Annotated in this window: 25 protein-coding genes; 17 read left to right on the forward strand and 8 right to left on the reverse strand. The window is 44.2% G+C overall.

Features of this window, described 5'->3' with window-relative positions:
• Positions 1-118 precede the first annotated feature (118 nt).
• The gene (locus AAEO50_RS02460; protein WP_341980048.1) at positions 119-538 is read right to left on the reverse strand and encodes a MarR family transcriptional regulator; all 420 of its coding nucleotides are present in this window, start codon (positions 536-538) and stop codon (positions 119-121) included.
• A 104-nt stretch (positions 539-642) separates the two neighbouring features.
• Here AAEO50_RS02460 and AAEO50_RS02465 point away from each other — a divergent pair, with 104 nt between their 5' ends.
• Complete coding sequence (locus AAEO50_RS02465; protein WP_341980050.1) at positions 643-1,629, forward strand: YhdH/YhfP family quinone oxidoreductase; 987 nt, start codon at positions 643-645, stop codon at positions 1,627-1,629.
• A gap of 148 nt (positions 1,630-1,777) precedes the next feature.
• Here the strand turns inward: AAEO50_RS02465 and AAEO50_RS02470 are convergent, their stop codons facing one another.
• Together AAEO50_RS02470 and AAEO50_RS02475 are read right to left on the reverse strand one after the other, a co-directional pair.
• Entirely contained in the window at positions 1,778-2,482 is a 705-nt protein-coding gene (locus AAEO50_RS02470; RefSeq protein WP_341980052.1) for an ABC transporter ATP-binding protein, read from the reverse strand.
• A 24-nt stretch (positions 2,483-2,506) separates the two neighbouring features.
• Positions 2,507-3,970, reverse strand: a complete 1,464-nt coding sequence (locus AAEO50_RS02475; RefSeq protein ID WP_341980054.1) for an ABC transporter permease — start codon at positions 3,968-3,970, stop codon at positions 2,507-2,509.
• Positions 3,971-4,436: 466 nt separating this feature from the next.
• On the opposite strand from AAEO50_RS02475, the gene AAEO50_RS02480 reads away from it, so the two are divergent.
• Complete coding sequence (locus AAEO50_RS02480; protein ID WP_341980056.1) at positions 4,437-4,763, forward strand: hypothetical protein; 327 nt, start codon at positions 4,437-4,439, stop codon at positions 4,761-4,763.
• Between the two features lie 178 nt (positions 4,764-4,941).
• Here the strand turns inward: AAEO50_RS02480 and AAEO50_RS02485 are convergent, their stop codons facing one another.
• From AAEO50_RS02485 to AAEO50_RS02495, 3 genes are all read right to left on the reverse strand, one after another.
• A complete protein-coding gene (locus AAEO50_RS02485; protein ID WP_341980058.1) occupies positions 4,942-5,070 on the reverse strand; it encodes a hypothetical protein in 129 nt (42 codons plus the stop codon).
• 113 nt (positions 5,071-5,183) lie between these two features.
• Positions 5,184-5,369 (reverse strand): hypothetical protein, encoded by a 186-nt coding sequence (locus AAEO50_RS02490; RefSeq protein ID WP_341980060.1) that lies wholly within the window; start codon positions 5,367-5,369, stop codon positions 5,184-5,186.
• A gap of 53 nt (positions 5,370-5,422) precedes the next feature.
• Positions 5,423-6,253: a type II toxin-antitoxin system SpoIISA family toxin gene (locus tag AAEO50_RS02495; protein WP_341980062.1), complete on the reverse strand. Its 831-nt coding sequence runs from the start codon at positions 6,251-6,253 to the stop codon at positions 5,423-5,425.
• 238 nt (positions 6,254-6,491) lie between these two features.
• Between AAEO50_RS02495 and AAEO50_RS02500 the strand changes: the two genes are divergently transcribed.
• Genes AAEO50_RS02500 through AAEO50_RS02515 form a run of 4 tightly spaced genes read left to right on the forward strand, consistent with a single transcriptional unit; the run spans position 6,492 to position 9,402 of the window.
• On the forward strand, positions 6,492-7,391 hold the full coding sequence (locus tag AAEO50_RS02500) for a hypothetical protein (protein WP_341980064.1): 900 nt from the start codon (positions 6,492-6,494) through the stop codon (positions 7,389-7,391).
• Positions 7,381-7,689: a replicative helicase loader/inhibitor gene (locus tag AAEO50_RS02505; RefSeq protein ID WP_341980066.1), complete on the forward strand. Its 309-nt coding sequence runs from the start codon at positions 7,381-7,383 to the stop codon at positions 7,687-7,689. The genes AAEO50_RS02500 and AAEO50_RS02505 overlap by 11 nt, the downstream gene beginning before the upstream one ends.
• The gene (locus tag AAEO50_RS02510) at positions 7,640-8,965 is read left to right on the forward strand and encodes a replicative DNA helicase (protein ID WP_341980068.1); all 1,326 of its coding nucleotides are present in this window, start codon (positions 7,640-7,642) and stop codon (positions 8,963-8,965) included. Before AAEO50_RS02505 ends, AAEO50_RS02510 begins: the two co-directional genes overlap by 50 nt.
• A complete protein-coding gene (locus tag AAEO50_RS02515) occupies positions 8,965-9,402 on the forward strand; it encodes a hypothetical protein (RefSeq protein WP_341980070.1) in 438 nt (145 codons plus the stop codon). The genes AAEO50_RS02510 and AAEO50_RS02515 overlap by 1 nt, the downstream gene beginning before the upstream one ends.
• Positions 9,403-9,681: 279 nt before the next feature.
• On the opposite strand, the gene AAEO50_RS02520 is transcribed toward AAEO50_RS02515, so the two are convergent.
• On the reverse strand, positions 9,682-10,461 hold the full coding sequence (locus AAEO50_RS02520) for a MurR/RpiR family transcriptional regulator (RefSeq protein ID WP_341980072.1): 780 nt from the start codon (positions 10,459-10,461) through the stop codon (positions 9,682-9,684).
• 201 nt (positions 10,462-10,662) lie between these two features.
• On the opposite strand from AAEO50_RS02520, the gene AAEO50_RS02525 reads away from it, so the two are divergent.
• The 7 genes from AAEO50_RS02525 to nagB all read left to right on the forward strand — a co-directional run bounded on the left by AAEO50_RS02525 (position 10,663) and on the right by nagB (position 19,221).
• Positions 10,663-12,018: a 6-phospho-alpha-glucosidase gene (locus AAEO50_RS02525; protein WP_341980074.1), complete on the forward strand. Its 1,356-nt coding sequence runs from the start codon at positions 10,663-10,665 to the stop codon at positions 12,016-12,018.
• 42 nt (positions 12,019-12,060) lie between these two features.
• The gene (locus AAEO50_RS02530; RefSeq protein ID WP_341980076.1) at positions 12,061-13,632 is read left to right on the forward strand and encodes a hypothetical protein; all 1,572 of its coding nucleotides are present in this window, start codon (positions 12,061-12,063) and stop codon (positions 13,630-13,632) included.
• A 113-nt stretch (positions 13,633-13,745) separates the two neighbouring features.
• Complete coding sequence (locus tag AAEO50_RS02535) at positions 13,746-15,164, forward strand: PTS transporter subunit EIIC (RefSeq protein ID WP_341980078.1); 1,419 nt, start codon at positions 13,746-13,748, stop codon at positions 15,162-15,164.
• Between the two features lie 118 nt (positions 15,165-15,282).
• On the forward strand, positions 15,283-16,680 hold the full coding sequence (locus tag AAEO50_RS02540) for a sulfatase (protein WP_341980080.1): 1,398 nt from the start codon (positions 15,283-15,285) through the stop codon (positions 16,678-16,680).
• A 36-nt stretch (positions 16,681-16,716) separates the two neighbouring features.
• On the forward strand, positions 16,717-17,490 hold the full coding sequence (locus AAEO50_RS02545; protein WP_341980082.1) for a sulfite exporter TauE/SafE family protein: 774 nt from the start codon (positions 16,717-16,719) through the stop codon (positions 17,488-17,490).
• A gap of 16 nt (positions 17,491-17,506) precedes the next feature.
• Complete coding sequence (locus tag AAEO50_RS02550; RefSeq protein WP_341980084.1) at positions 17,507-18,451, forward strand: formylglycine-generating enzyme family protein; 945 nt, start codon at positions 17,507-17,509, stop codon at positions 18,449-18,451.
• A 23-nt stretch (positions 18,452-18,474) separates the two neighbouring features.
• A complete protein-coding gene (gene nagB / locus AAEO50_RS02555; protein ID WP_341980086.1) occupies positions 18,475-19,221 on the forward strand; it encodes a glucosamine-6-phosphate deaminase in 747 nt (248 codons plus the stop codon).
• 15 nt (positions 19,222-19,236) lie between these two features.
• Here nagB and AAEO50_RS02560 read toward each other — a convergent pair whose 3' ends face one another.
• A complete protein-coding gene (locus AAEO50_RS02560; RefSeq protein WP_341980089.1) occupies positions 19,237-19,473 on the reverse strand; it encodes a hypothetical protein in 237 nt (78 codons plus the stop codon).
• Here AAEO50_RS02560 and AAEO50_RS02565 point away from each other — a divergent pair.
• The 4 genes from AAEO50_RS02565 to AAEO50_RS02580 all read left to right on the forward strand — a co-directional run bounded on the left by AAEO50_RS02565 (position 19,466) and on the right by AAEO50_RS02580 (position 22,625).
• Positions 19,466-20,566: a metallophosphoesterase gene (locus tag AAEO50_RS02565; protein WP_341980091.1), complete on the forward strand. Its 1,101-nt coding sequence runs from the start codon at positions 19,466-19,468 to the stop codon at positions 20,564-20,566. The two genes, AAEO50_RS02560 and AAEO50_RS02565, sit on opposite strands and share 8 nt — an antisense overlap.
• A gap of 152 nt (positions 20,567-20,718) precedes the next feature.
• Positions 20,719-21,150, forward strand: coding sequence for an NUDIX hydrolase (locus tag AAEO50_RS02570; RefSeq protein WP_341980093.1), 432 nt, complete (start codon positions 20,719-20,721; stop codon positions 21,148-21,150).
• Between the two features lie 221 nt (positions 21,151-21,371).
• Positions 21,372-21,935, forward strand: a complete 564-nt coding sequence (locus tag AAEO50_RS02575) for a GNAT family N-acetyltransferase (RefSeq protein ID WP_341980095.1) — start codon at positions 21,372-21,374, stop codon at positions 21,933-21,935.
• A 498-nt stretch (positions 21,936-22,433) separates the two neighbouring features.
• The gene (locus AAEO50_RS02580; protein WP_341980224.1) at positions 22,434-22,625 is read left to right on the forward strand and encodes an HAD hydrolase-like protein; all 192 of its coding nucleotides are present in this window, start codon (positions 22,434-22,436) and stop codon (positions 22,623-22,625) included.
• Positions 22,626-22,641 lie beyond the last annotated feature (16 nt).

The raw sequence follows: 22,641 nt of genomic DNA on the forward strand, positions 1-22,641 counted from the left end.
GATCATACAATCCACTATTCTCATTTAACAACAAACTTATTGGAAAATCTTGTTGCTGGGAACCCCGTGATGTTGTGTATCATTTGGTGTGAGCAAAGGGACGGTTCTCGTATGAAAATTAGAAATCAGTACTAATTATGGTTTCTAAAGCTTTTTTTAGTCCGTCTTTTTCGCTTTCTGATAAGTTTTGAAGTACCTTATTATTCATGGTAGTGGTTGCTGATTCAATTTTTTCTCTCAACTCATATGATTTTGGGGTGGCCGTTACTAAAACATTTCTACGACTGTTTGGATCTACCGAACGTTCGATCAGATCAGCTTTTTGCATTTTGTCTAATATCCCCGATATAGTAGGGGCTTCCAAGTAAACCATTGATCCAATTTGTTTAGGAGATAATTGTCCTTCTTTCCATAAACAGTTCAATATACCATATTGAGCGGGGGTTACACCGTGTTCCTCTAAGAGCTTGCTGAAATATTTGAACACTTTATTCTGGCTTACACTAAGTAAGAAGTTCATACAATCTTTTAATTCCATAAAATCTCCTCCAATTGACAATTACTATGATAGCATGTTAGTTTTTGTTGTGAAATACTTTTGGTGCAGAAATGTTTTGTTGCAAATGAAAGGAGTGGATCGTTGTGGATAGTTTCAAGGCGATTGTAGTAAAAGAAAATGAAGATTCAGTACAGTATGGTGTAGAGAATGTTCTTCTAAACAGTCTTTCTGACGGAGACGTTTTGATCAAGGTCGAATATTCTTCAATCAATTACAAGGATATGCTGGCTGTACAAAAAAATGGAGGCGTTATAAGAAATTATCCAATGATTCCTGGCATTGATTTAAGTGGTACAATTGTTCAGACATCCGATAACCGTTACACGGAAGGACAGAAAGTGGTCGTTACAGGCTTTGATATGGGAATGACCCATACTGGAGGCTTTGCAGAATATGCTAGAGTTCCTTCTGATTGGATTGTTCCTTTACCAGACAATTTAACCCTCAAAGATGCTATGGTTTTTGGAACAGCAGGTTTTACAGCAGCACTATCCATCATGGCTCTCGAAAAGAACGGTATGGATATCAGTCATAACCCAAGAATTATAGTCACAGGTTCAACTGGCGGAGTCGGGAGTATTGCGCTCCAAATGCTCTCTAAAGTTGGTTACAAAAATATCTCTGCATTGGTTCGCAAAGATCACCAAGAAGAGGTAGCAAAGTCATTGGGAGCAACAGAAGTCGTTTTTGCAAGTGAGTTAGGAGAACAGAACAAGCCACTCAATAAACAAAAGTTTGACTTTGTCTTAGATACTGTTGGAGGAGAGGTCGCTTCTAAATTGATTCCGCAAATTGCTTATGGTGGAAGTATGAGTATGTGCGGAAATGCTGGTGGTATGAAACTAACCTCAACGGTGTTGCCATTCATTCTCAGAGGTATTAACCTTTTAGGAATAGATTCAGTTAATGTACCTATTCAAAACCGTAGTTATATCTGGGAGAAAATAGCGAATGAGTGGAATATTTCAAAAACTTCTCTAGTAAATGAAATAACACTAAATGATTTACCTGGTACCATTGAAGCGGTAAAAAATGGTCAGCATTTAGGAAGAACAATAATAAAGGTTTAACGTAGAGAGTAGAGTGGGGACGGTTCCCGCTCTACTTTGCTGATTTTAACGTAATCCCCTGCACGGCTAGGTTCGGAGTGAGAACAGTCTCCGGGTATCCTAAAAAAGACTCTCTATACGTTGAGTAGAGAGTCTCAATAAGTTTTAACTACTGTTGAGTGAGAGGAAAGGAACGTTTCATGTTGTCTGTCAACGGTAGTTTTCCTTTAGACAGTTTCACAATCTTATCTGACTTGCTTGCAATGGTTTGGTCATGGGTTACAACGATTAGACATTTCCCTTCTTGATGAGCCAATGATTGAAGGAGGTCGACAATTTCTTTTGCTGTGGATTCATCTAAATTGCCTGTTGGTTCATCTGCTACTATTAAATCTGTATCCGAGCAAAGAGCACGTGCGATGGAAACACGCTGCTGTTGTCCTCCGCTCAGCGTCAAGACTTTCTGGCGGGCTTGTTCTGCTGAGATTCCCACCCGCTCGAGCATGTGCAAAGCAAATTCCTTTTTGTTTTTTCGCTTCGATCCTTTTATTTCAATCCCCGTCAGGACGTTTTGTAAAGCCGTCATGTAGGGTAACAGGTTATAAGATTGAAAGACGATTGAGACGTATTGGCTTCGAAACTTCGTTAAGCCGATCTTTTTTATTTCTTTTCCTTCATATAATATCGTCCCTTCCTTCGGTACATCCAGTGCACTCGCAAGAGCCAGAAAAGTCGTTTTACCTGAACCGGATGGTCCTACGATCGTGTAAAACATCCCGCGTTCAAAGCTGATATTGATGTTTTGCAGAATATCGTGTCGTTTATTTTCATGCTTGTACCAATAGCTGACATTGTTTAATTCAAGTAAAGTCATGTGTATCCATCTCCTTATTGGGAACTAGTCCTGCCTGCTTAAAATCGTCTTCGGCTGAAGCCGGATGACTGAAAACGTCGGGAGTAGAGAAGCTGTTATTACGATGATAAGTCCGATTATGGCTAAGAGTCCCAAGTTATCCCCAGTTACGCTGACGTCCAAGTCTTCGATTGTGTCGACTTGCGGGCTTTGTGCTGCTTGTAATCCTGGCATTCCTCTTCCTGCCATTCCTCCACCCCTGAATGAATCCGGTGTATTCATCTGTTCCGCTGACTCCATTTCCTGGTTCAGGAGCTGATCGCTTACTTGATCAGCAACAGCATTGCCGCTCGCTGTTGCAATCCCGAAGGATATAACGGCCACAAGTAAGACTTCGACGATAAACTGTCCGACCAGTTTATAGCGCAGTTCTCCAATTGCTAAGAGCACACCCATTTCATATTTTCGCTCCCGTATTGACATCATGATCATTAAAGCCAAAATAATGGCGCCGGCTATCGAGACAAGATACACAATGTTATTTGAAAAACTGGCCACATTTTCAATCGGACCGACCATCTGTTGATAAAGCTGGTCATTGGCATCCAGCTTGAATGTGTCAAAATCAATGCTGCTTTCCTGCTGAGCTTGATTTACAAAACTCTCCATTTCAGAGGGATCTTCAATATAATAAACAGCGCTGTCTATCGTCCCTTCAAAATCGTGCCCTTTTAACGCTGCTGAAGCCGTATAGGGAACGTAAATTTTGTTATATGGTATGAGGGCAGTGGAATTCATGCCTTGGTCTGAACCGGATGAGGATGTAGAATATATTCCTTTTACCTCAAGTTCGACTGTAATAGAGTCGTCTTGAGGACTTGTAACGGTTATCGTGTGACCGGTTGTTAGATCATTTTCTTCCGCAAGGGTCTGCTCAATAAGTGCGACATTTTTTCCGGTATCCTCTTCAGTAATATGTTCGCCGTCTACCAGAGCCGATGTCCCGTCCATGAACTCTGTTGAGGAGTCTGTATAGGTAACTCCCTGGATGGAAAGATCACCTTGTGCCATTCCTCCCATTCTGCCTTGTCCCGGGGCCTCATTCGTACTTTCGGTTGTTGTTTCCTCTGCATCTTCAGTACTTTCAATGGGTTCAAACGTAGCAGCCAGTGCAGTCGTGGAGGAGTAAAAATTATATCCCTTAATCTGCGGGTATGAGGTTAATTCCTCTGCTGAATTTACTGGAATAGGCTCAGGCCGGAATCGCACCCGTTCACCTGAAGATTGCTGTTGGGATTGCATGTTTTCCCGTAGTTTCTCCATGTCTACTTGAAGCGTGACATCCGCTCCAAGCTTTTGCCTCGCAAGCTCCCCGGATTTTTGGGCAGCCGTTTGAATCGAAAGCCCGGCCAGCACCAACACACAAATCACAGAAAAAACAAAAATCTGAAGCAGGCTTTTCCCTTTTCTTGCTTTCACACTCAACCAAGCTCGTTTAATAAAATTCATCCTCTTCCTCCTCTTGACAGAGGGACTGTCCCTTGTCAATTCACATGATCTTTTCGAAACTGGGAAAGGCGGATGTGTCAAAGACCCAGCCCCCTTGTCCCAATGAATTTAGACTACGATAAATTTATGTCAGAAATATGACGTAATTGTTTCCTGGAGTTTAACAATTCGGTCACTATGTAGAAGGTGACTAAGAAAATAGGAGTGAGGTCTCAGAGAAGTGTTCTGGAGTCGGGGCTGTTGTCTGAATCAATGCCTAAAATAAGTATCGGAATCTGTTTTTAAGTAACCAACTATTCTTTCAGTGATTTTTTTAAGCATGCCTAAAGATTTCAACTCCCTAAAATAAGGAGAAAAGTGAAGGATATTAGATGTATTTGTAGAATGGTGATATATAGGTATATTGGAGCGGTTTGTGAATTTATGTGGTTTTTTATAAAAAGATTGAAATGAGGGGGGACAGGATATGTTTGGGGAAACGCTGCCTGCTTGGTTTTGGGCTATGTATTACCTCTTTTTCTTAACAGTGTTAGTGGCTTCGATATTTAGCTTTGTAAAAAAGAAGCATAAGGGTATATCCGGTTTGGCCATTCTATTCACTCTTACTATTCCGGTGGTCGGCTTTATGAATAGCATTGGCAGGGCACAAGAAATGAATGAGTTTGAGCATTTGGTCAGTCAGCTGCAGGATGGAGCTGTTTGGTCTTACTTTACCGTACTCGGGTATCTATTCCTTGTAGTATGGTTTGGGTTTTTTCTGTTTAAGAATAAGAATAATAGGCAGGTAATATAAATTGAAACTCATCTAGTGCATCGTTTTATTTGTCTATGAAGAAGTCCCTGAATGATTAGGGGCTTTTTATTTTGGAGATAACAGTTACACACCATGTAAACATCAAAAAAAGCGAGCTCCATGCTTGCTTTTTGATGTTTCATATTCTTTTTAAAACGATTCCTGTCTATTTACGAACTCAACCAAACATCCCCTTAATCGATTTAATAACCTTCAATGCTTCTTTATTCTTTTTATCTATTTTCGTTTCACCTTTGAGATGCGTGACTTTTTTTGGGGTTGGTTTCTTATTTTGATCCTTGTCCATGTTTTTTCCCTCCTGTCAGGGTTCCGTTACTATCCATCTTATTCAGGAGTGGAAAGAAGTATACAGATAAATAAAAAAGCAGGATGCATAATTGCTTCCTGCGAGTCGTTTCTCTATTGATTGTTGATGAATTGCAGCACCTTTTTATTCAGCTGTTGGACATTGCGGGACATTTTGCTCGTTGATTTCTCAGATAGGTGGGTCACTCTGGAAGCGGTGGCTGACACTTTGACCCGCCGGCCGTTTACGGTGATCACTTTGCCTTTTCTTGATTCTTTTTCTTTAAATTGTCCGATCATGTAAAACCCTCCCTTTATGAAGTGGTCTTTCTATCATTATACCACGATTCGTTTTAAAGCGAATAGAAGAGATAGATTAAATTGGTGATGTGGATCGCATCTACCTCTAGTACATCACCCATTTCCTTTTTCAAGACGATAATGAACTGGTCTGTATTCATAAAGACCGGTACAAGCATGCTCTCGTCCTCAACAAGGGACACGACAGCTGATTGTGCCAGGCTATCAACATCCTCTTCCTCACTGTTTAGGTCAAAATTGTTAATGGTCTTGATTTGTTCCACTGTCATCCTGATTCCTTCTGTTAAGCGATAGGCTTCGACAAGCATTTGGATCTCATCAGCAGCCAGTCCTCCTATCACAGCGGGATCTACATCATCTGCTGAAAACTCTATATCCCGGATCCGATGAATCTGTACTTTGAAGCCAAACTTCTCAGCGTAAAGATCCAGATAGTTTTTTAGCTCTTGTTCCGTGTAACTTCTTGAGGGTGGGAGGAGCTCATTGTTTTTCTGAATCATTTCAGACATCGCTTCAACCCGGTAGACCATGGCCTTGTGAATCTTGTCATTGGTCTTGATGATATCTTCCACATAATCAGTGTATTGAAACTCGGCACTCCAAATCTTCATAATGCTCGGAGTCAGAAGAACGGCTAAATCCATAAAAATCACGATGGCTGTCAAAGTCAGGATGAACTCCCAATTAGACAAGTGGAGTTCGTCCATCAATAAACCGATGGATATGGCTCCTATAAACAACGTATAAAGAATTTTCCGCAGTGTCCGAAGAGACAAATGATATTTTAATGGTTGAAATATGAAAAAAACCAAATTCGCCACCGAAAAGACCAGCAGAACCACGATGTACAATTTAAACGCCATATCAACCCTCCATTGGTTATTCCGTTTCCTGTCTCACAATCTATTATTCTAATTTTCAGTAAACTGTCTGTCTATTTTATCTTACCGGAAAGTAGGTAGATGATGCCATTTATTTTCCTTGGGTAGAATGGGGAGTTACCCCGTGCTTCTTTCTTGCAACTGATGATGGCTCGTCCCGGATTGCGTGAGTGCAGTCCGGGACGGGCTTTGAATTTTTTTGAAAAAGATTTGAATCAGGGTGTCCTTTTCAACGCTCATTCACTATATAGAAAGTGAAGTTGAAAAAGGAGTGATTGGAATGTTGTCGAGTGGATGGATGAAGATTGAAAAGGAGCTTTTGCAGTCGCAGGTGTTTTTTCACCCGGAGGATGTTCGGATTTATTTGTGGATTGCAGGTCATGCAGCGGTGAAGGATGGTGTTGTGCTGGGGCATCGCGTTTTGAAGAAGGGGCAGTTTGTGCAGTCGATCAGTAAGATTCGGGAAAATCTTTGGTTCTATAGCGGGAATAAGAAGGATGAGTATAGTAACTCGAGGATCCAGCGCTCGATTAAAAGACTGGAGAAGGCCGGATTATTAATGACAGAGAAGTTCAAGCACGGATATGTGTTTACGGTGCGGGAAGCCCGGGATCCACAGCCTCTGGATGTAACGGGGAACGAAGGGGAAGAGGCGGATACGGAGAAGCATGAAAACCGTGCTGATATTTTTTTGCCTTCGAGACTTGAATCAGGGTTGGGGGAGCGCTGTGACAGGGTTGAAAACAAAAAGAAGATTGTAAAGAAGGTAGAGAAAGAAAAGAAAAAAACACTCACCACCTTAACGAATACTATGGCAGATAGATTGACGCTGATCACGGAGCATTTCCTGGTGAGGAGGGGAGGAAGTTTTTCGCTGTCACCGGTTGATCAGATGGCGCTTGAGAAGATCAGCCTGCATGAGATGACGGTGGATGAGCTGAAGGCGTTCATGGATGAGCAGTTTGAGAAAGTCAAGGTGCATGAGCCGAATGCCACAATCCACAGTCCGAAGTATTTGCTGAAGGCACTGGAGAGACGGGAGTCGCCGGGAGTCAGGATAGACAAGCTGGATGAGATGCTTGAGCGGCTGGAGGAGAGCCTGAAAGACTATGACAACTGAGGAGTTCAGGGAGCTTATGAGACAGCTGCATCTGGCGTATCCCACAAAGAATCTGCCTGATACAACGATGAATCTGTGGTTCGGGCTGCTTCGGGAGTGTGATTTCAGACAGGTGGAAAAACGGATGGAAGATCATATCAGGCAGCACAAATATATACCGAGTGTCTCCCAGCTTTATGTGATGCCGGAGACGGAAACGACCGTGCTCGACATGCTGGGGGAATGGGAGAAGGAGGGGGTGGAAAGAGTTGAACACATTGAACGGTGGGGCGGACCCAAGAAACCTTGGCAGCGATGAAGCGGTCCTAAGGCTGCTGCATGAAGCAGAGAGTATGATCCTCGGGGCTGTGCTGTTAAAGCAAGACATGATCCACCAGCTCAGCCTCGAACCGAAGCACTTCACACAGAGTAGGAACCGGATCGTTTTCGGGGCGATGAAGGAGCTGCAGAAAAAGAATATCGAGATCAACCCGGTGACGCTTGTCGAAGAGCTTCAGGATCAAACCGAGAATGCAGGGGGCGTCACCTATCTCCTTGAGCTCGCGACGTATTGTCCGACCGTCGCGAATCTCAGTCACTACGAGAAGATCGTGATGAAATACTACGAACTGGGTCTGATCCGGAATTCGGCGAATCATTTTCTGAACGACAGCACCCCTGATTCCGCACAGGATCTGTACAGAGCACTCATTGAGATGCATACCGAAGTATCGAAGGATGAGGAGACGAAAGAAAGTCTCCTCATGGAACTCTATGAATCTCTTTACGAGGAAAGGAGCGGGATGCCGGGAGTGAACACCGGGTTCCCTGCACTGAACGGGCTGACCGGCGGATGGAAGGAAGGCGAGCTCATCATCTTGGCGGCACGACCGTCGATGGGGAAGACGGCACTCGCGATCCAGCTCGCATGGGAATGCACCCGTGAACAGGGGGTGTCGCTCCTCTTTTCCCTCGAGATGAGCTCAAAACAAATCATGCAGCGGCTGCTCTCGAATCTCTCCGACATCAACATGATGAAATGGCATAACCCGTATAAATATTTATCGAAGGAGGAAATGCCGAGGATGCAGGAGGCGTTGAACTCGGTCTACAAAGCGAATCTATCATTCTCAGAAAACGGGCTGATCACGTTGATGGAGATACGGCAGCGGATCATGAATCTAAGACGGGAACATCCCACCGAACCGTTTTTGGTGGTGATCGATTACCTCCAGCTGATCAACGTGAAGGAGCGGTTCGACCGGCATGACCTGATGATCGGACATATCACAAAGCAGCTGAAAAGCATGGCAAAGGAATTCGGGATCCCGATCATCCTGCTTTCGCAGCTGTCTCGGGGTGTGGAGTCGAGAGATGATAAGAGACCGAGGCTGTCGGATCTGCGGGACTCCGGAAATATAGAGCAGGATGCGGATATTGTGTTGTTTTTGTATCGGGATGAGTATTATAACAGCGCGTCTGATGAGGGGAATGTTGTGGAGGTGAAGGTGGCGAAGAATCGGAATGGGCCGGTTGGGACGGTGAAGGTGAGGTTTAAGAAGGAGTGCGGGCGGTTCAGTGGGAGTGGGAAGTGATGGATTGGGTAGGCGTTGGGACGAGGGGACAGGTTCATTGTCCCGGTTTGGGTGAGGGTGTGAGTCGAGGGGACAGGTACCTTGACCCAGTTGGAATGGTCAATTTTATTAAAAAAGATGGGGAGATGATGGCGGTGTTTATGACGAAGGTGGCGGTTGAGGCGCGGGATTCTTTTTTAGAGGAGGGCAGGAAGGTTTACCAGCTGGTGATCGACATGATGGGGGAAGCGGATATGAGGGAGGACGGGCTGGGGTTCTTGAGTTATGGGGAGATATGGCGGGCTTGCTGTGAGAAGGGGATGTTTTTTTTACATAAAGAGGGGTTTGCGGTGATGATGGATGTGTTGACGTGGATGGAGGTGGAGGGGCTGGTTAGGAGGGAGAGGGTTACTGGGGGGAGTTGGTCTGGGGTTGGTGGGGGCAAAGAAAACGATTGAATATTACTGTATGGTTGCTTGCGTGTGCTTGGGAAAAGTATCATTTTTGTGGATATTTGATTGAAGAGAACATAACATTATTGCTCTTGTCCCGATGATTAGACTTCATCTTTGAATTTTTCTTCTTAGACTCCTTAAACGTCCCCACGATGATAAAACCCGAAGCCTATACTACAGGCAAAAGCCACTTCTTATTTTCATTGAATATAGTAGCCTATTACGTTGGTAAATAAAGAATACAAAATCCCGGGTCATAGCCCGGGATTTTAACGTTATAAATCAATAATAATTCAAAATCCCTTTCCGCGACAAATACCTCAAAAAGATTTCTTCCAGGATATAATCAATCGTCAGGTTCGATGCAATACATTCGTTGTGGGTGTCTTCGTAGATCATGGAGAAGTATGCCCAGAAGTTGACATCACAAAGTTTAGCCAGCTGGTTCTTGGAGATGGATGTGATCGAGACGGTTTTGGCTCCCAGGTTTTCGGCTTTCTTGGCGTACTTGACGATCTTCGGTGTTTCCCCTGAGAACGAGAGGAAGATGACGACTGCATTTTCGTTGATTCCATCATCGTGAAGAAACGAAATGTCGATTTCTTCGTCATTTTGCGGAGAGATGAATTTGCTCTCGTAGTAGTTCAGCCGCTTAGCCGTGTAGTAGCAGCTCGTCTTCAGGAGCCATGATCCGATGAAGTAGACGCGTTTCGCTTCAACCATATCAGTGACCAGATTCTCAACTGCTTCTTTCTTTAATAATTCGGCGGTTCTCTCTATGTCTTTACGAAGGAAATTCTGCTCGATGTCAGGAGTGGTATATTGATTGATTTGTTCTTTATTGAATTTCACATAGGAACGAAACTCTGAATATCCGGAAAATCCAAGTTTTTTCGCCAGCCTAAGGATGGTTGTCCTCGATACAAAGCAGCTGTCTGCCAGCTTGTTTATAGAATATCGGTCGATTTCATGTACGTTGTCAATGACGAAATCGAGAATTTTCAGGTCGGTATTTGATAGATGTTCTTCATGTTCTTGAATCATCTTCGTTAGATATTTCAACGGTTGGCCCCCCTCACGTTCCATCTCTTTTCCTTATATTATAGCACTTTGAAGCTCGTTTATATAGGAACTCGAAATACCTTCATCTCCTTTATATGGATATTTGGCACTTTTTCACACAGGGTGGGAAACGTCACAACCTCTCATGAGACGGCACAGAGTCTCGCCAAAGTATTGTATGGAACGGGAAGCGGCCATATGATGAGTGTAACAACAGCAAAAGGAGATGGTCTCATGAAGAAACTGGACATCACGATTGTAGGTGGGGGAAGCACGTATACACCTGCATTATTGAAGACAATTTGTGACTATCAAGATCAGCTTCCTATAAGAAGCCTTACTCTATATGATATCGATGAAGAAAGACAGGCCAAGGTCGGCCGCTTCGCTGAAATCCTTTTTAAAGAAAAATACCCGGAAGTAGAAGAGATTCATTATACGACGGATGAAGAGAAAGCGTTTGCGAATAAAGATTTCGTCCTGATGCAGATTCGTTCAGGCGGCTTGAAGATGCGGGTGGATGATGAGCAGATTCCATTGAAGCACGGGGCTGTGGGTCAGGAAACATGCGGACCTGGAGGGTTTGCTTACGGTATGAGAACCCTGCAGCAGTTCATCGACATTGTGAAGGGCATCCGCCACTTTTCTCCTGATGCATGGATCATCAATTACTCCAATCCGGCTGCGATTGTAGCGGAGGCTACGAAAAGGGAGTTTCCTGATGATAAGCGTTTAATCAATATTTGTGATATGCCGATTGCGATTATGGATGCGTTTTCATCCGTTTTGGACAAAGACAGAAGCCAGCTTTCACCGAGATACTTCGGTTTGAATCATTTCGGATGGTTCACAGCGCTTTATGATGAAACTGGAAAAGACCGCCTTCCTGAAATTCACTCCTTCTTGAAGGATAAGGAAATCCTTCCGAGTGAAGAAGCAATGCTCGATGAATCATGGCAAGATACATTCAAGCAGCTTGCACAGATGACGCGCGATTTTGACGGGTACATCCCGAACACGTATCTACAGTATTATTTATACCCGGCGCAAATGGTGGAGAAGTCAAACCCAACCTATACTCGGGCGAACGAAGTCATCAACGGACGTGAAAAGAATGTATTCTCGATGCTGGACGATGTGAACGAGCGCCAAACGGTGGAAGGTTCTTCATTGGTAAGCGGCGTACACGGGGATTATATCATTGATTTGATGGCGTCGATCATCAATAACGAGAGTGAGATGTTCCTCGTGATGGTTGAGAACAAAGGAGCAATCGAAAATCTTCCTTCTGATGCGATGGTAGAGGTTCCATGTCTAGTGAATGCAAATGGGGTTGAACCGTTAAGGGTAGGTCCGATTCCAACTTTCTATAAAGGCTTGCTTGAAAATCAATTGGCATATGAAAAATTGACGGTCGATGCTTACTACAACAACAGTTATGACGATGCGTTGAAAGCACTTGTACTGAACCGGACCGTCGTGGATACACCAAAGGCGAAAGCGATCCTGAATGATTTGATCGAGGCCAATAAGGATCACTGGCCGAAACTGGACTAGCATACAAACCAACAGAATCCTATCATAGAAAGGTTGATCACAATGACAAAAAAAGTATTATGGTCAGATTTCCATTCTAATTTACATCCTGGCCGTTTAGATCAGTTAGAAAGCTGGTACGATTTTGCAAAAGAAATGCTTGATTTCTGGGCGCTTGCTTATTATCCTTTTCATCATCGACTTTCAGAAAAAGGTCTTCCACTCGAGGATGTGATCCCGGAGGAACGCCGTGATGCAGATTGGGAAGCAATCCGTGAGTTTGCCATGGAAAAGGAAGGGGATGGATTCCCGTTCTATATGGGGTATGAATGGCAAGGAAACGGTGAGGACGGTGACCATAACGTGTTCTATCGTCACAATGACCAGGCCATGACGCACCCGATGACGTATAAGGAACTTTGTGACAACATTCCGCTTGGGGACGCGATGGCGATTCCTCACCATCCGGGCTATGCAGTCGGTCACCGCGGGAAGAACTGGGCGACGCATGATTATCGCTACTCGCCATTCACTGAGATTTTCTCTTCCCACGGTTCATCTGAAAGCGACTTTGATGACATCCCGCTTAATGTACACATTCACATGGGTCCGAGGGACAGCAAAGGAACCGTGATGAGCGGCCTGAATAATGGGGCGATCACTGGAATCATCTGTTCAGGTGACAACCACGTTTCATCAGCGATCACTGGGAATGGATTCCTTGGTCTCTGGGCTGACAGCGATGATAAAGATACGATTTTTGATGCACTCTTGAACCGCCAAGTATATGGGGTGACGAGAAGTCGGATCGAACTTTACTATACGCTGAATGATGCGTTGATGGGAAGTTTCATCGAGCACAAAGAGGATGACCGTTATGCGGTGAATGTGGAGGTCGAAGCGACAAATGCATTGGATCGAATTGAAGTGATCCGGAATGGTATCGTGGAGGATACGTATATCCACAACGGCAAGTGGGAGAAAGACAAGATTGAAGGCATCGTAAGGTTCAAGTTCGAACTCGAAATGGGCTGGGGCCCTGACCTGCGCGTCTATCCTGATATCAACGAGAAAATCTGGAAAGGCTCAGTGAAAACGACAGGCAAGATCCATGACGTGGAGAAGCTTTGGACATCTCCTGGCTCCAAAATCATCGAATATCAGGATGAAAAGGTTGATTTCGAAATTGTGACGCGTAAAGGCCATGCAGGAAACGGCAAGCTGTCACAGAAGAATCATTCGACACCTTATATCCAGAATCAGGCGATGATATTTGAAATCGAGGCTGATGTGAATTCGACCATTCAAATCGATTTGGACGGGACAACATATGAATATATAGTTTCCGATATCTTAAAGGATTCTGATTTGGTCGGATTGGTGGACGATTCGAAAACTTTGGCAAGGGAAAAATTCGAGAAGGACGACTTTTACCGTTCGGATCCATTCTGGCACAATGCATACAAATTCAAGGTCCATCGCGGTGTGCCTGAAAAAGCCTACAAAGTGAACTATCAGTGTGAACTTGAAGGTATTGATGGGGATGAGCAGGATTATGTCATGGTGAAAGTTCACCAGCGAAACGGTGAGAAGGCATGGTCTTCTCCGGTATGGATAACGAAAGCAACTAAATAAGCAACGATTCTCTGCTGGATTCAATGGATTCAGCAGAGAATTTCACAAATGAATGTAAGCAGTTTCAGTTTATCGAAAAGTCAGAAAATATAAATGCGAAATGAGGGAGAACAATGGGGTTAAATTATGCGAAAGTCGCCAAGGAAATCATGCACAATGTCGGCGGTGTCGACAACATCAAAGCCATGGAGCATTGCGCGACAAGACTGCGGATCATGCTGAAGGATGAAGAACAGTTCAATCGTGAGCAGATTGAAGAGATCGACGGCGTAAAAGGGGTATTGTTTAAAGCCGGACAGTTCCAGATTATCCTCGGTACAGGGACCGTGAATGAAGTATTCCGCGAAGCAGAAAAACTAGGGGGCAAAAGTGGCGGTGTGAAAGAGGAAGCCTATAACAATATGACGCCTCTGCAAAAATTGATCCGTGTATTCGGAGACATCTTCATCCCAATCATTCCTGTCATCGTGGCTTCAGGTATATTAATGGGGCTGCGTTCATTCTTTACGAATCTTGGATGGCTTGAAGAGGATACATTCTGGTACAAATTCTCACAGATTCTGACCGATACACCATTTGCGTTCCTGCCTGCTTTAGTCGGCTGGTCAGCCATGAAACGGTTTGGCGGTACTCCGATCTTCGGTTTCATCATAGGACTCATGCTCGTACATCCTATCTTGCCTTCAGCCGGAGCCGTCGGGAAAGGGAATCTTGAACCGATTTTAGTATCATTATTCGGGTTTGAATCATCTGTTGTCGGCTATCAAGGGTCGGTTATCCCTGTATTGGGTGTGGCCTTCATAGCCGCTTATCTTGAGAAACGCGTACGTAAAATCGTGCCGGATTCATTGGATCTTGTCATTACACCATTCGTCGTCATGACGATCGGCTTGTTCATCGGTCTATTTGCCATCGGGCCAGTTGCACGATTCATAGAATCAAGTGTAGTCGACCTATTCCAACTGTTATTCACGCTTCCGCTTGGACTTGGGGGTATGTTTATCGGAGGCCTGCAGCAAGTACTCGTCATCACGGGACTTCATCACGCATTATGGGTCATCGATATCAATTTCCTGCAGCAGACAGGAGAAAATATTTATCAGCCAATCCGTTCAGCAGCCGTAGCGGGTCAGGCCGGGGCAGTCCTTGCATTTGCTCTATTTGCCAAAAACCGCAAACAAAAAGCACTTGCATACTCAGCAGCAATCTCTGCATGGTTCGGCATCACCGAGCCTGCTATCTTCGGGGTCAACCTGGTCAATTTCTGGCCGTTTATCTTCGGACTGATCGGAAGTGCGATTGGTGCGATGTATTCAGCGGCCATCGGGTTAGCTGGATCGGGTATGGGAATAGCCGTTATACCGGGTATCCTTCTTCACCTTGATGGATCGATGCTTCAGTATGTGATTGTCAACATCATCGCCGGCGGTATCCCGTTTGTACTGACGACGATGTTCATTCGCAAGAGAAATCTTCATAAAGACGAAGCAGCTGATAAAAAGCCGGTCTTAAATCAGGCGGCTAATCAGTAAAAAGATTTTTACCAAAAATCCTTAATCGCAAAGCTCTGTTAAAGCCTGTTGTTGATTGTAAACTCTACATCACCACACCCTTTAACAGAGTATTTTTTTGGAAAGGGGAGGACGATCAGTGAATGTTGTCTATGTTCACACGCATGATACTGGAAAATATATAAAGCCTTATGGAAAGCAGGTTCCCACGCCGAATCTCTTTTCTTTTGCACAGGAAGCCCTGCTGTTCTCGAATGCCTTTAATGGCAGTCCCACCTGCTCCCCGTCACGGGCATCCTTCATGACAGGGACGTATCCTCATCAGAATGGAATGATGGGCCTCGCACATCGGGGATTTAAGCTGGTGGACTTCAACTGGCATATGGCATCCTTTTTACAGAGCAGGGAGTATGAAACGGTTCTATGCGGTGTGCAGCATGAACATCGTTTCTGGAAACCGTTGGAACAAGGTCATGAAGCAGCGAAGGAACTTGGATATACCACCCACCTGACAGCTGATATGGAGGGTTATCAGGACAGTGCTTCTTTAGCGGGATGGGATGAGGAAAATGCCTTGAAGGTGGTGGAGTATGTGAGGAACAGGGGTAAATCAGGCAAGCCATTCTTTTTATCATACGGCCTTTTCACGACTCACCGAGAGTATCCCGAGTTAACGGAGGAAGAGGCAGAAGGAGTTTATAATCCGAATTACATCGAGGTGGCTCATGGTACGTTCCCAGATGAGAAGTCACGACTTGATATGGCCCAATTCCATAAATCGGCCCATATAGCGGATGCCTGTTTCGGGAAGGTTATGGAAGTGTTAAAAGAGCAGGACCTATTCAATGAGACCCTCATCATTTTCTCGACGGATCACGGCGTCGCCAATCCATTCATGAAAGGCAGCCTGTCAGATGCGGGGATCGGTGTTCCGCTGATCATCCGGAACCCGGAGGCACCAGCTTCCTTTGGACGTGTATCCGATCAGCTTGTTTCGCATCTGGATGTGTTCCCTACAATCTGTGACTGCCTGCGTCTCGAGAAGCCGGGTCACCTCGAAGGACATTCATTCATCGAAATGTTTCAGGATCCGTACTCGAAGACGAGGGAGGCTGTATTTGCCGAAACGAACTTCCACACGTCATATGAACCTGCCCGCTGTATCCGGACATCGAGATACAAGTACATCAAGTATTTCGACGGGGAATGGACGAAATACAATCTCTCAAACTGTGATGAATCAGAGCTTAAGGAAAGGCTCATCCAGCATGGCTGGGCGGAGAAATCCAAAGAAAAAGAGTATTTGTTCGACTTGTATTTTGATCCGGCGGAAGGGAAGAATCTGGTGAATGACTCGGATTACGATGAACCGCTGATTATGATGAGGCGCGCTCTTCATCATTGGCAAAAGGAGACGGGGGATCCGCTGCTGGACGGAAAGCTAGACTATTCCCCTTCATGGAAGGTGAATAAGAGGAGCAGTCTAAAACCAAGCTCAAAGAATCCAGAGGATTATGAACAGTGGCCGCAAGATTGATTTACGGATAGTAAAATTCGTGGTTAGGGAGTTTGTATGATAGTTTTATATTTTTTTATCGGGTTCATAGCGACATCTATTGGTGCGATAACAGGAATAGGAGGCGGGGTCATCATCAAGCCCGTCCTCGATGCCATCGGCACATATGATGCAGGGACGGTCAGCACGCTTTCTTCTGCAACGGTTTTTGCGATGGCCGCTGTTTCTCTGTTGAAGAAAAAGCGATCTAAAATCGAGCTGGATTGGAAGGTGAGCTCCTTGCTGGCACTTGGATCGACTATCGGCGGTATCAGTGGAAAAGCGATCTTCAATCAGCTTCTTGAACACATTGATAACAGCGACATTACATTGATTCAAAGTTCAATCCTTGTGTTGCTGCTGGGTTTGATTTTATTTAATTCTCTAAAAAAATTCAGGTCTTTCCACATGACGGCCCCCTTCATGATTATTGTGGTGGGACTGGTTTTAGGATTGCTGTCTGCATTCCTGGGTATCGGAGGCGGTCCGTTGAATGTTGCGGTTCTCATCTTTGTGTTTTCGATGGGAATAAAAGACGCCACCATCAATTCCATCTTGATTATTTTCTTTTCTCAACTGTCAACACTGATTACGATTTTCTTTTCAACTGGATTCGGCATTTTCGATTTGTCTATGATTCCTTATATGATCGGAGGCGGCGTGCTGGGAGGTTACGTCGGAAGCATTCTGGCCAGACGATTCGGAAGCGGGAAGGTGGAGTCGCTATTTAATGTCACGCTGATAGTCATCATCATGATTAACGTCTTCACGATAGGACGTGTGATTTTTTAACGGGAGGTAGTTGATAATGGCGAAATGCTGCACAGTGAAAAGAGATACAGACCCCAATCTACGGGAAATAGAACTGGTGAAACCGTGGAAGGGAGAAAAGGTCCCGGATTCAATGGTCCTCCTTGAAGGCGGGGAATTTTTAATGGGTACAGAGGATAAGGACGGCCACATTTCAGACGGCGAAGGTCCTGTCAGAAAAACCTATGTAGATTCTTTTTATTTAGACGCCTATGCCGTGAGTAATGCCCGGTACCTCGAATTTATCAAGGATACGGGCTATAGAACGGATGCTGAAAAGTATGGCTGGTCATTTGTGTTCCTGCCCTTTTTACCTGAGATAGGAAGGAAAGATGTAAAGCAGGTTGTTCGAGAAACGCCTTGGTGGGGAGCGGTGGAAGGAGCTTCCTGGCTCCACCCCGAAGGACCCTGCTCCTCGATTGAAGACAGGATGGACCATCCGGTGGTCCATGTTTCATGGCAAGATGCGATGGCTTTTTGCCAGTGGTCGGGAATGAGGCTGCCGACTGAAGCCGAGTGGGAATTCGCGGCACGCGGAGGGACGGTGCAGAAGAAGTTTCCATGGGGGGACGACCTTAATCCAGATGGGGAGCATCGGTGCAATATCTGGCAGGGGAATTTCCCGCATGAAAATGAAGCGGAGGATGAATTTTTGGGCACTGCGCCGGTTCATACCTTCGAGCCTAATGGGTACGGTCTATACAATATGACTGGCAACACGTGGGAATGGTGCAGTGACTGGTTCAGTCCCTTCTATCCCCGAGAGAAAGTTTATCGTAACCCTCAAGGGCCAGCGCAGGGAGACACGAAAATAATACGCGGCGGGTCTTTCCTGTGTCATGAGTCTTATTGCAATCGGTACAGAGTCTCTGCCCGGACATCCAATACCATAGACAGTTCCACAACCCACATGGGCTTCCGATGTGCAAAGGATAGCAGATAAACGACAGAGTAAGGAGGAAGACTATGAAAATCATCGTTAAAGACAACTATAAAGGATTAAGCCGGTTCGCGGCTGAATGTATACAAAAGCAGGTGCAGTACAATCCGGGGAGCGTGCTTGGATTAGCAACCGGAAGTACACCGCTTGGATTATACGAGCGTCTTGTCCAGGATTATAAAGTTGGCGGCACGGATTACTCGAAGGTATCCACCATCAACCTGGATGAATATGTTGGTTTATCCAAAACCCATCCTCAAAGCTACCATATGTTCATGAAGGAAAATTTATTTTCCCTTGTGAATATAGCTTCAAGAAACACCTATATCCCTGATGGCAAAGCAAAACATCTGGAAGAAGAATGCAAGCGCTACGACCGCATCATTAATACTATCGGTCCGCCTGACCTACTGATTCTCGGTATTGGTGAAAATGGACACATCGGATTCAATGAGCCGGGAAGTTCATTTGAAGGACAGACCCATATCGTAGAGCTTAAAGAATCCACAAGAAGAGCAAATGCCCGGTTATTCTCTTCAATCGAAGAAGTTCCAAAGCAGGCTATCACGATGGGCATCAAATCCATCTTATACAGCAAAAAAATCTTGCTGCTTGCTTCAGGTGAGAAAAAGAAAGAAGCAATCGGGCAATTGCTCACAGGGAAAATCGATGAACAATTCCCTGCATCTGCCCTTCATCTTCATCCAAACGTAACCGTTGTCGTGGATGAACTTGCTTATAATAGGCAGATATCAGAGGCGATAACCTACTAAGAAGCCAAAGGTCAGTCACGGCGTACGCTTGGACGGGCCATTGGCTTTTTTTCTTGTTCTGCGGGTCAAGGGGACAGGCACCTCATAAGAACGGTCGCCATGCTTCCTTGCTTCCTTGCTTAAAGCGAATAGCCCTGGAAGCACCATAGCATAGAGAGCTGACCTTAGTGCTTTCGCGAGTACTTTGATACTATAAAAAGGGAAGTGTTTAAAATAAAAGAAAAGAGGAGCATGAAGAATTCTTATGTTCATTGTTGTAATGCTCATTACACTGCTGCTTTACGGCGGCCTTGTCTATTATATCGGCTGGCGGGGGCTGCATTGGCTGCGCCCGGAGTCTTCAAGCAGACGTTTCAAGATTCTCTATAGCGTGATCGTCATAATGGCAGCCAGTTCATTTATGGTCGGGCGTATGACAGGACTCACTTTCATCAACATTATCGGCGCCTACTGGATGGCGTGCTTTTACTTGCTCCTGCTGCTGGTTCCGCTTGCCCATCTAACGGTCATCCTTCTGAGGCTCACCCGGCTGCCGAGGCATGGGACGCAGAAGTGGGCTGGTTTCATGACTCTCGGTCTTCTGATCTTCTTTATGATTTATGGCAGCTATAACGCCTTCAGCCCAGTGGTCCGCGACTATCAAATCCAGATAGATAAAGGCTCTTCTTCAATCGAAAATCTACATATTGTGATGGCAGCGGATATGCATTTTGGCCTGCTGTCAGGGAAAGATCATGCGGAGCGTTTTGTAAAAAAAGCCAATGCCCTCAATCCGGATATCGTGCTCCTGCCTGGCGATCTTTTCGATGATGATGTGCAGCCATTCCTCGACCAGAACATTGATGAGGTTTTATCAGAGCTGAAAGCACCCCTCGGGGTCTATGCATCACTTGGCAACCATGACCGTCATGAGGGCACAATGAAGGAATTGATCGAAGCGTTGGAGCGCGGTGGAATCACCGTAATGTATGACGAGACAGCAGACGTCCAAGGACAATTCACATTGATCGGCCGTAAAGACCGAATCGACGACGGACGATTGCCTTTGGATTCACTGGTGGATGGAGCGGATGATAAAAAACCAACCATCTTAATGGATCATCAGCCATATGACCTGGACATCGCCCAGCAGGAAGGCATCGACTTGATGGTGTCCGGCCATACCCATCGCGGGCAGGTCTTTCCAGGCAACCTGTTCACAAATGCCATTTACGAAAATGATTGGGGCCATCTGCAAAAGGAACAAATGCACTCCATCGTCACATCCGGATTCGGCTTTTGGGGACCGCCGATACGGATCGGGACGCGGTCTGAAATTGTCAGTATTCAGGTGGAATTTCAATAGCAAGATACACTTAAAAAGGGCTTAGAGGAATTCTTCTCTAAGCCCTTTTAGAGAAGGATGGGGACGGTACCCTTGTTTTCGAAGCACAGGAACCCGTCCCCATGCTTCATTAAGCTAAAGGGCAGTTTAACTCTCAATGAGGAAGTGATAAAATGCAAGGCTATAATGTATTGATGGTTTATAACAAAGGTATGGACAAGTTGTTAATGTGTGAAAGGTTGAAGAATCCTTATAAAGGATTGAGTAATTTAGTAGGAGGAAAAATTGAAAATGGAGAGACAGGTAAAGATGCCGCTTACAGAGAGCTTCTTGAAGAAACTAATATTTCCAGTGAAGATATAATACTTCATCATTTAATGGATTTTAAATATTATCTTCAAGACTGTTACGTTGAAGTATATGTTGGTAGATTAAGAAGGGATGTATCGGTTATTGGCGATGAAAATATTCTTTATTGGTCTGATTTAGATCATAACTTTTTTGATATGTCCTTATATGCTGGAGAAGGAAATATTGGTCATATGATAGAGCAAGTGAATTATGTTAAAGACAGGCTATTCTCTGATGAAGACTCCCTTGTGTAGTGCATTCTTTTGAGGTTACTTAAATGATCCCGTCTACTGGTTTTATTCAATTGGGCAGGTTAATTTAATAACAAATATCAGTACATTGATTCCTTGGAGGATTAATGTACTTTCTGTTGAATTACATTAACAGAAATTAAATGAATCTAAACTGGGGTTAATTATAAAAAAAGGGGTAGTTTCATTAAATCTTAATTTAAAGTGTAGAAAGGAGAAATGATATGGATCCTATTTTAATAGATGTTCCGTTACAAATAGAAACGGATAGACTAATTCTTCGAGCACCACAACAAGCTGGTGACGGGAATGTAGTACACCAAGCTATTAAAGATTCAATTAATGAGCTAAAGCAATGGTTGTCTTTATTCCAGGCAATTCCTACTGTTGAAGAAACAGAAATTCTCCTGAGAAACGCCCATATAGATTTTTTGAAAAGAGAAAGCTTTCGCTATCTTATCTTTCATAAGGATACGAATGATTTTATTGGAACTGCCAGTCTTCACAGAGTTAATTGGAAGATCTCCAAATGTGAAATTGGATACTGGATTAACTCGCAATTTAGTAGCAAGGGATATATGACAGAAGCAGTAAGTGAGTTAACCAACCTTGGCTTACAGAAACTCAAATTCAGAAGGATTGAAATAAGATGTGAATCAACAAACTATAAAAGTCGTTCAATTCCAGAAAAACTAGGTTTTGAATTAGAAGGTACCTTAAGAAATGATGATCTATCCGCAGATGGCAGCAAGCTAACAGACACTTGTATTTATTCAATAATAAAGTAAACGTTGTGAAAGAGGATTCCATTTAAATATAACGGAGTAAATGAATCCGGCAGATCTTCAACAATCTGGGCTTTTGATAAACAAGCAGCCGCCCAATGTTCGATTGGGCAGGTTTAATTGAAAAGATAGGATAAAAAAGGGTGGGATACCAAACCGATGAATATTGAAGCAGTTTTTGTTGACCGTGATGGAACTATTGGTGGTACTGGACACTTTATTCATCCGAAAGATTTCTCCCATTTTCGTTCAGTAGATCTGCATTACATATCTTAAAAGATAATAATATTAAAACTTTTGCTTGTACTAATCAACATAGAATTAGTAGAGGTGAAGCTACTCTCGATGATTTTCACAAGGAATTTCAATCATATGGATTTGATGATGCCTTTATTTGTCCACATAGTTCAGATGATAATTGCCATTGTCATAAGCCAAAACCAGGAATGCTTTTGCAAGCATCAAAAAAATATGAATTGGATTTAACAAAAAACTGTATTTATTGGTGACGTTGGTTCAACTGATATGTTGGCAGCTCATTCTGTTGGAGCAATGAAAGTTTTGGTGCTTACAGGATGGGGAGATGGTTCTCTAAATCAATACAGGGGTAAATGGGCAGAAATTGAACCAGATTATGTTGCTGAAAACCTTTTAGACGCTGTTAAATGGGTCATAAGTAAAAATAATGAATAATATATTATTGCTCTAA

It is taken from the genome of Rossellomorea oryzaecorticis (assembly GCF_038405515.1).
In the GTDB taxonomy this organism is placed as follows: domain Bacteria; phylum Bacillota; class Bacilli; order Bacillales; family Bacillaceae_B; genus Rossellomorea; species Rossellomorea oryzaecorticis_A.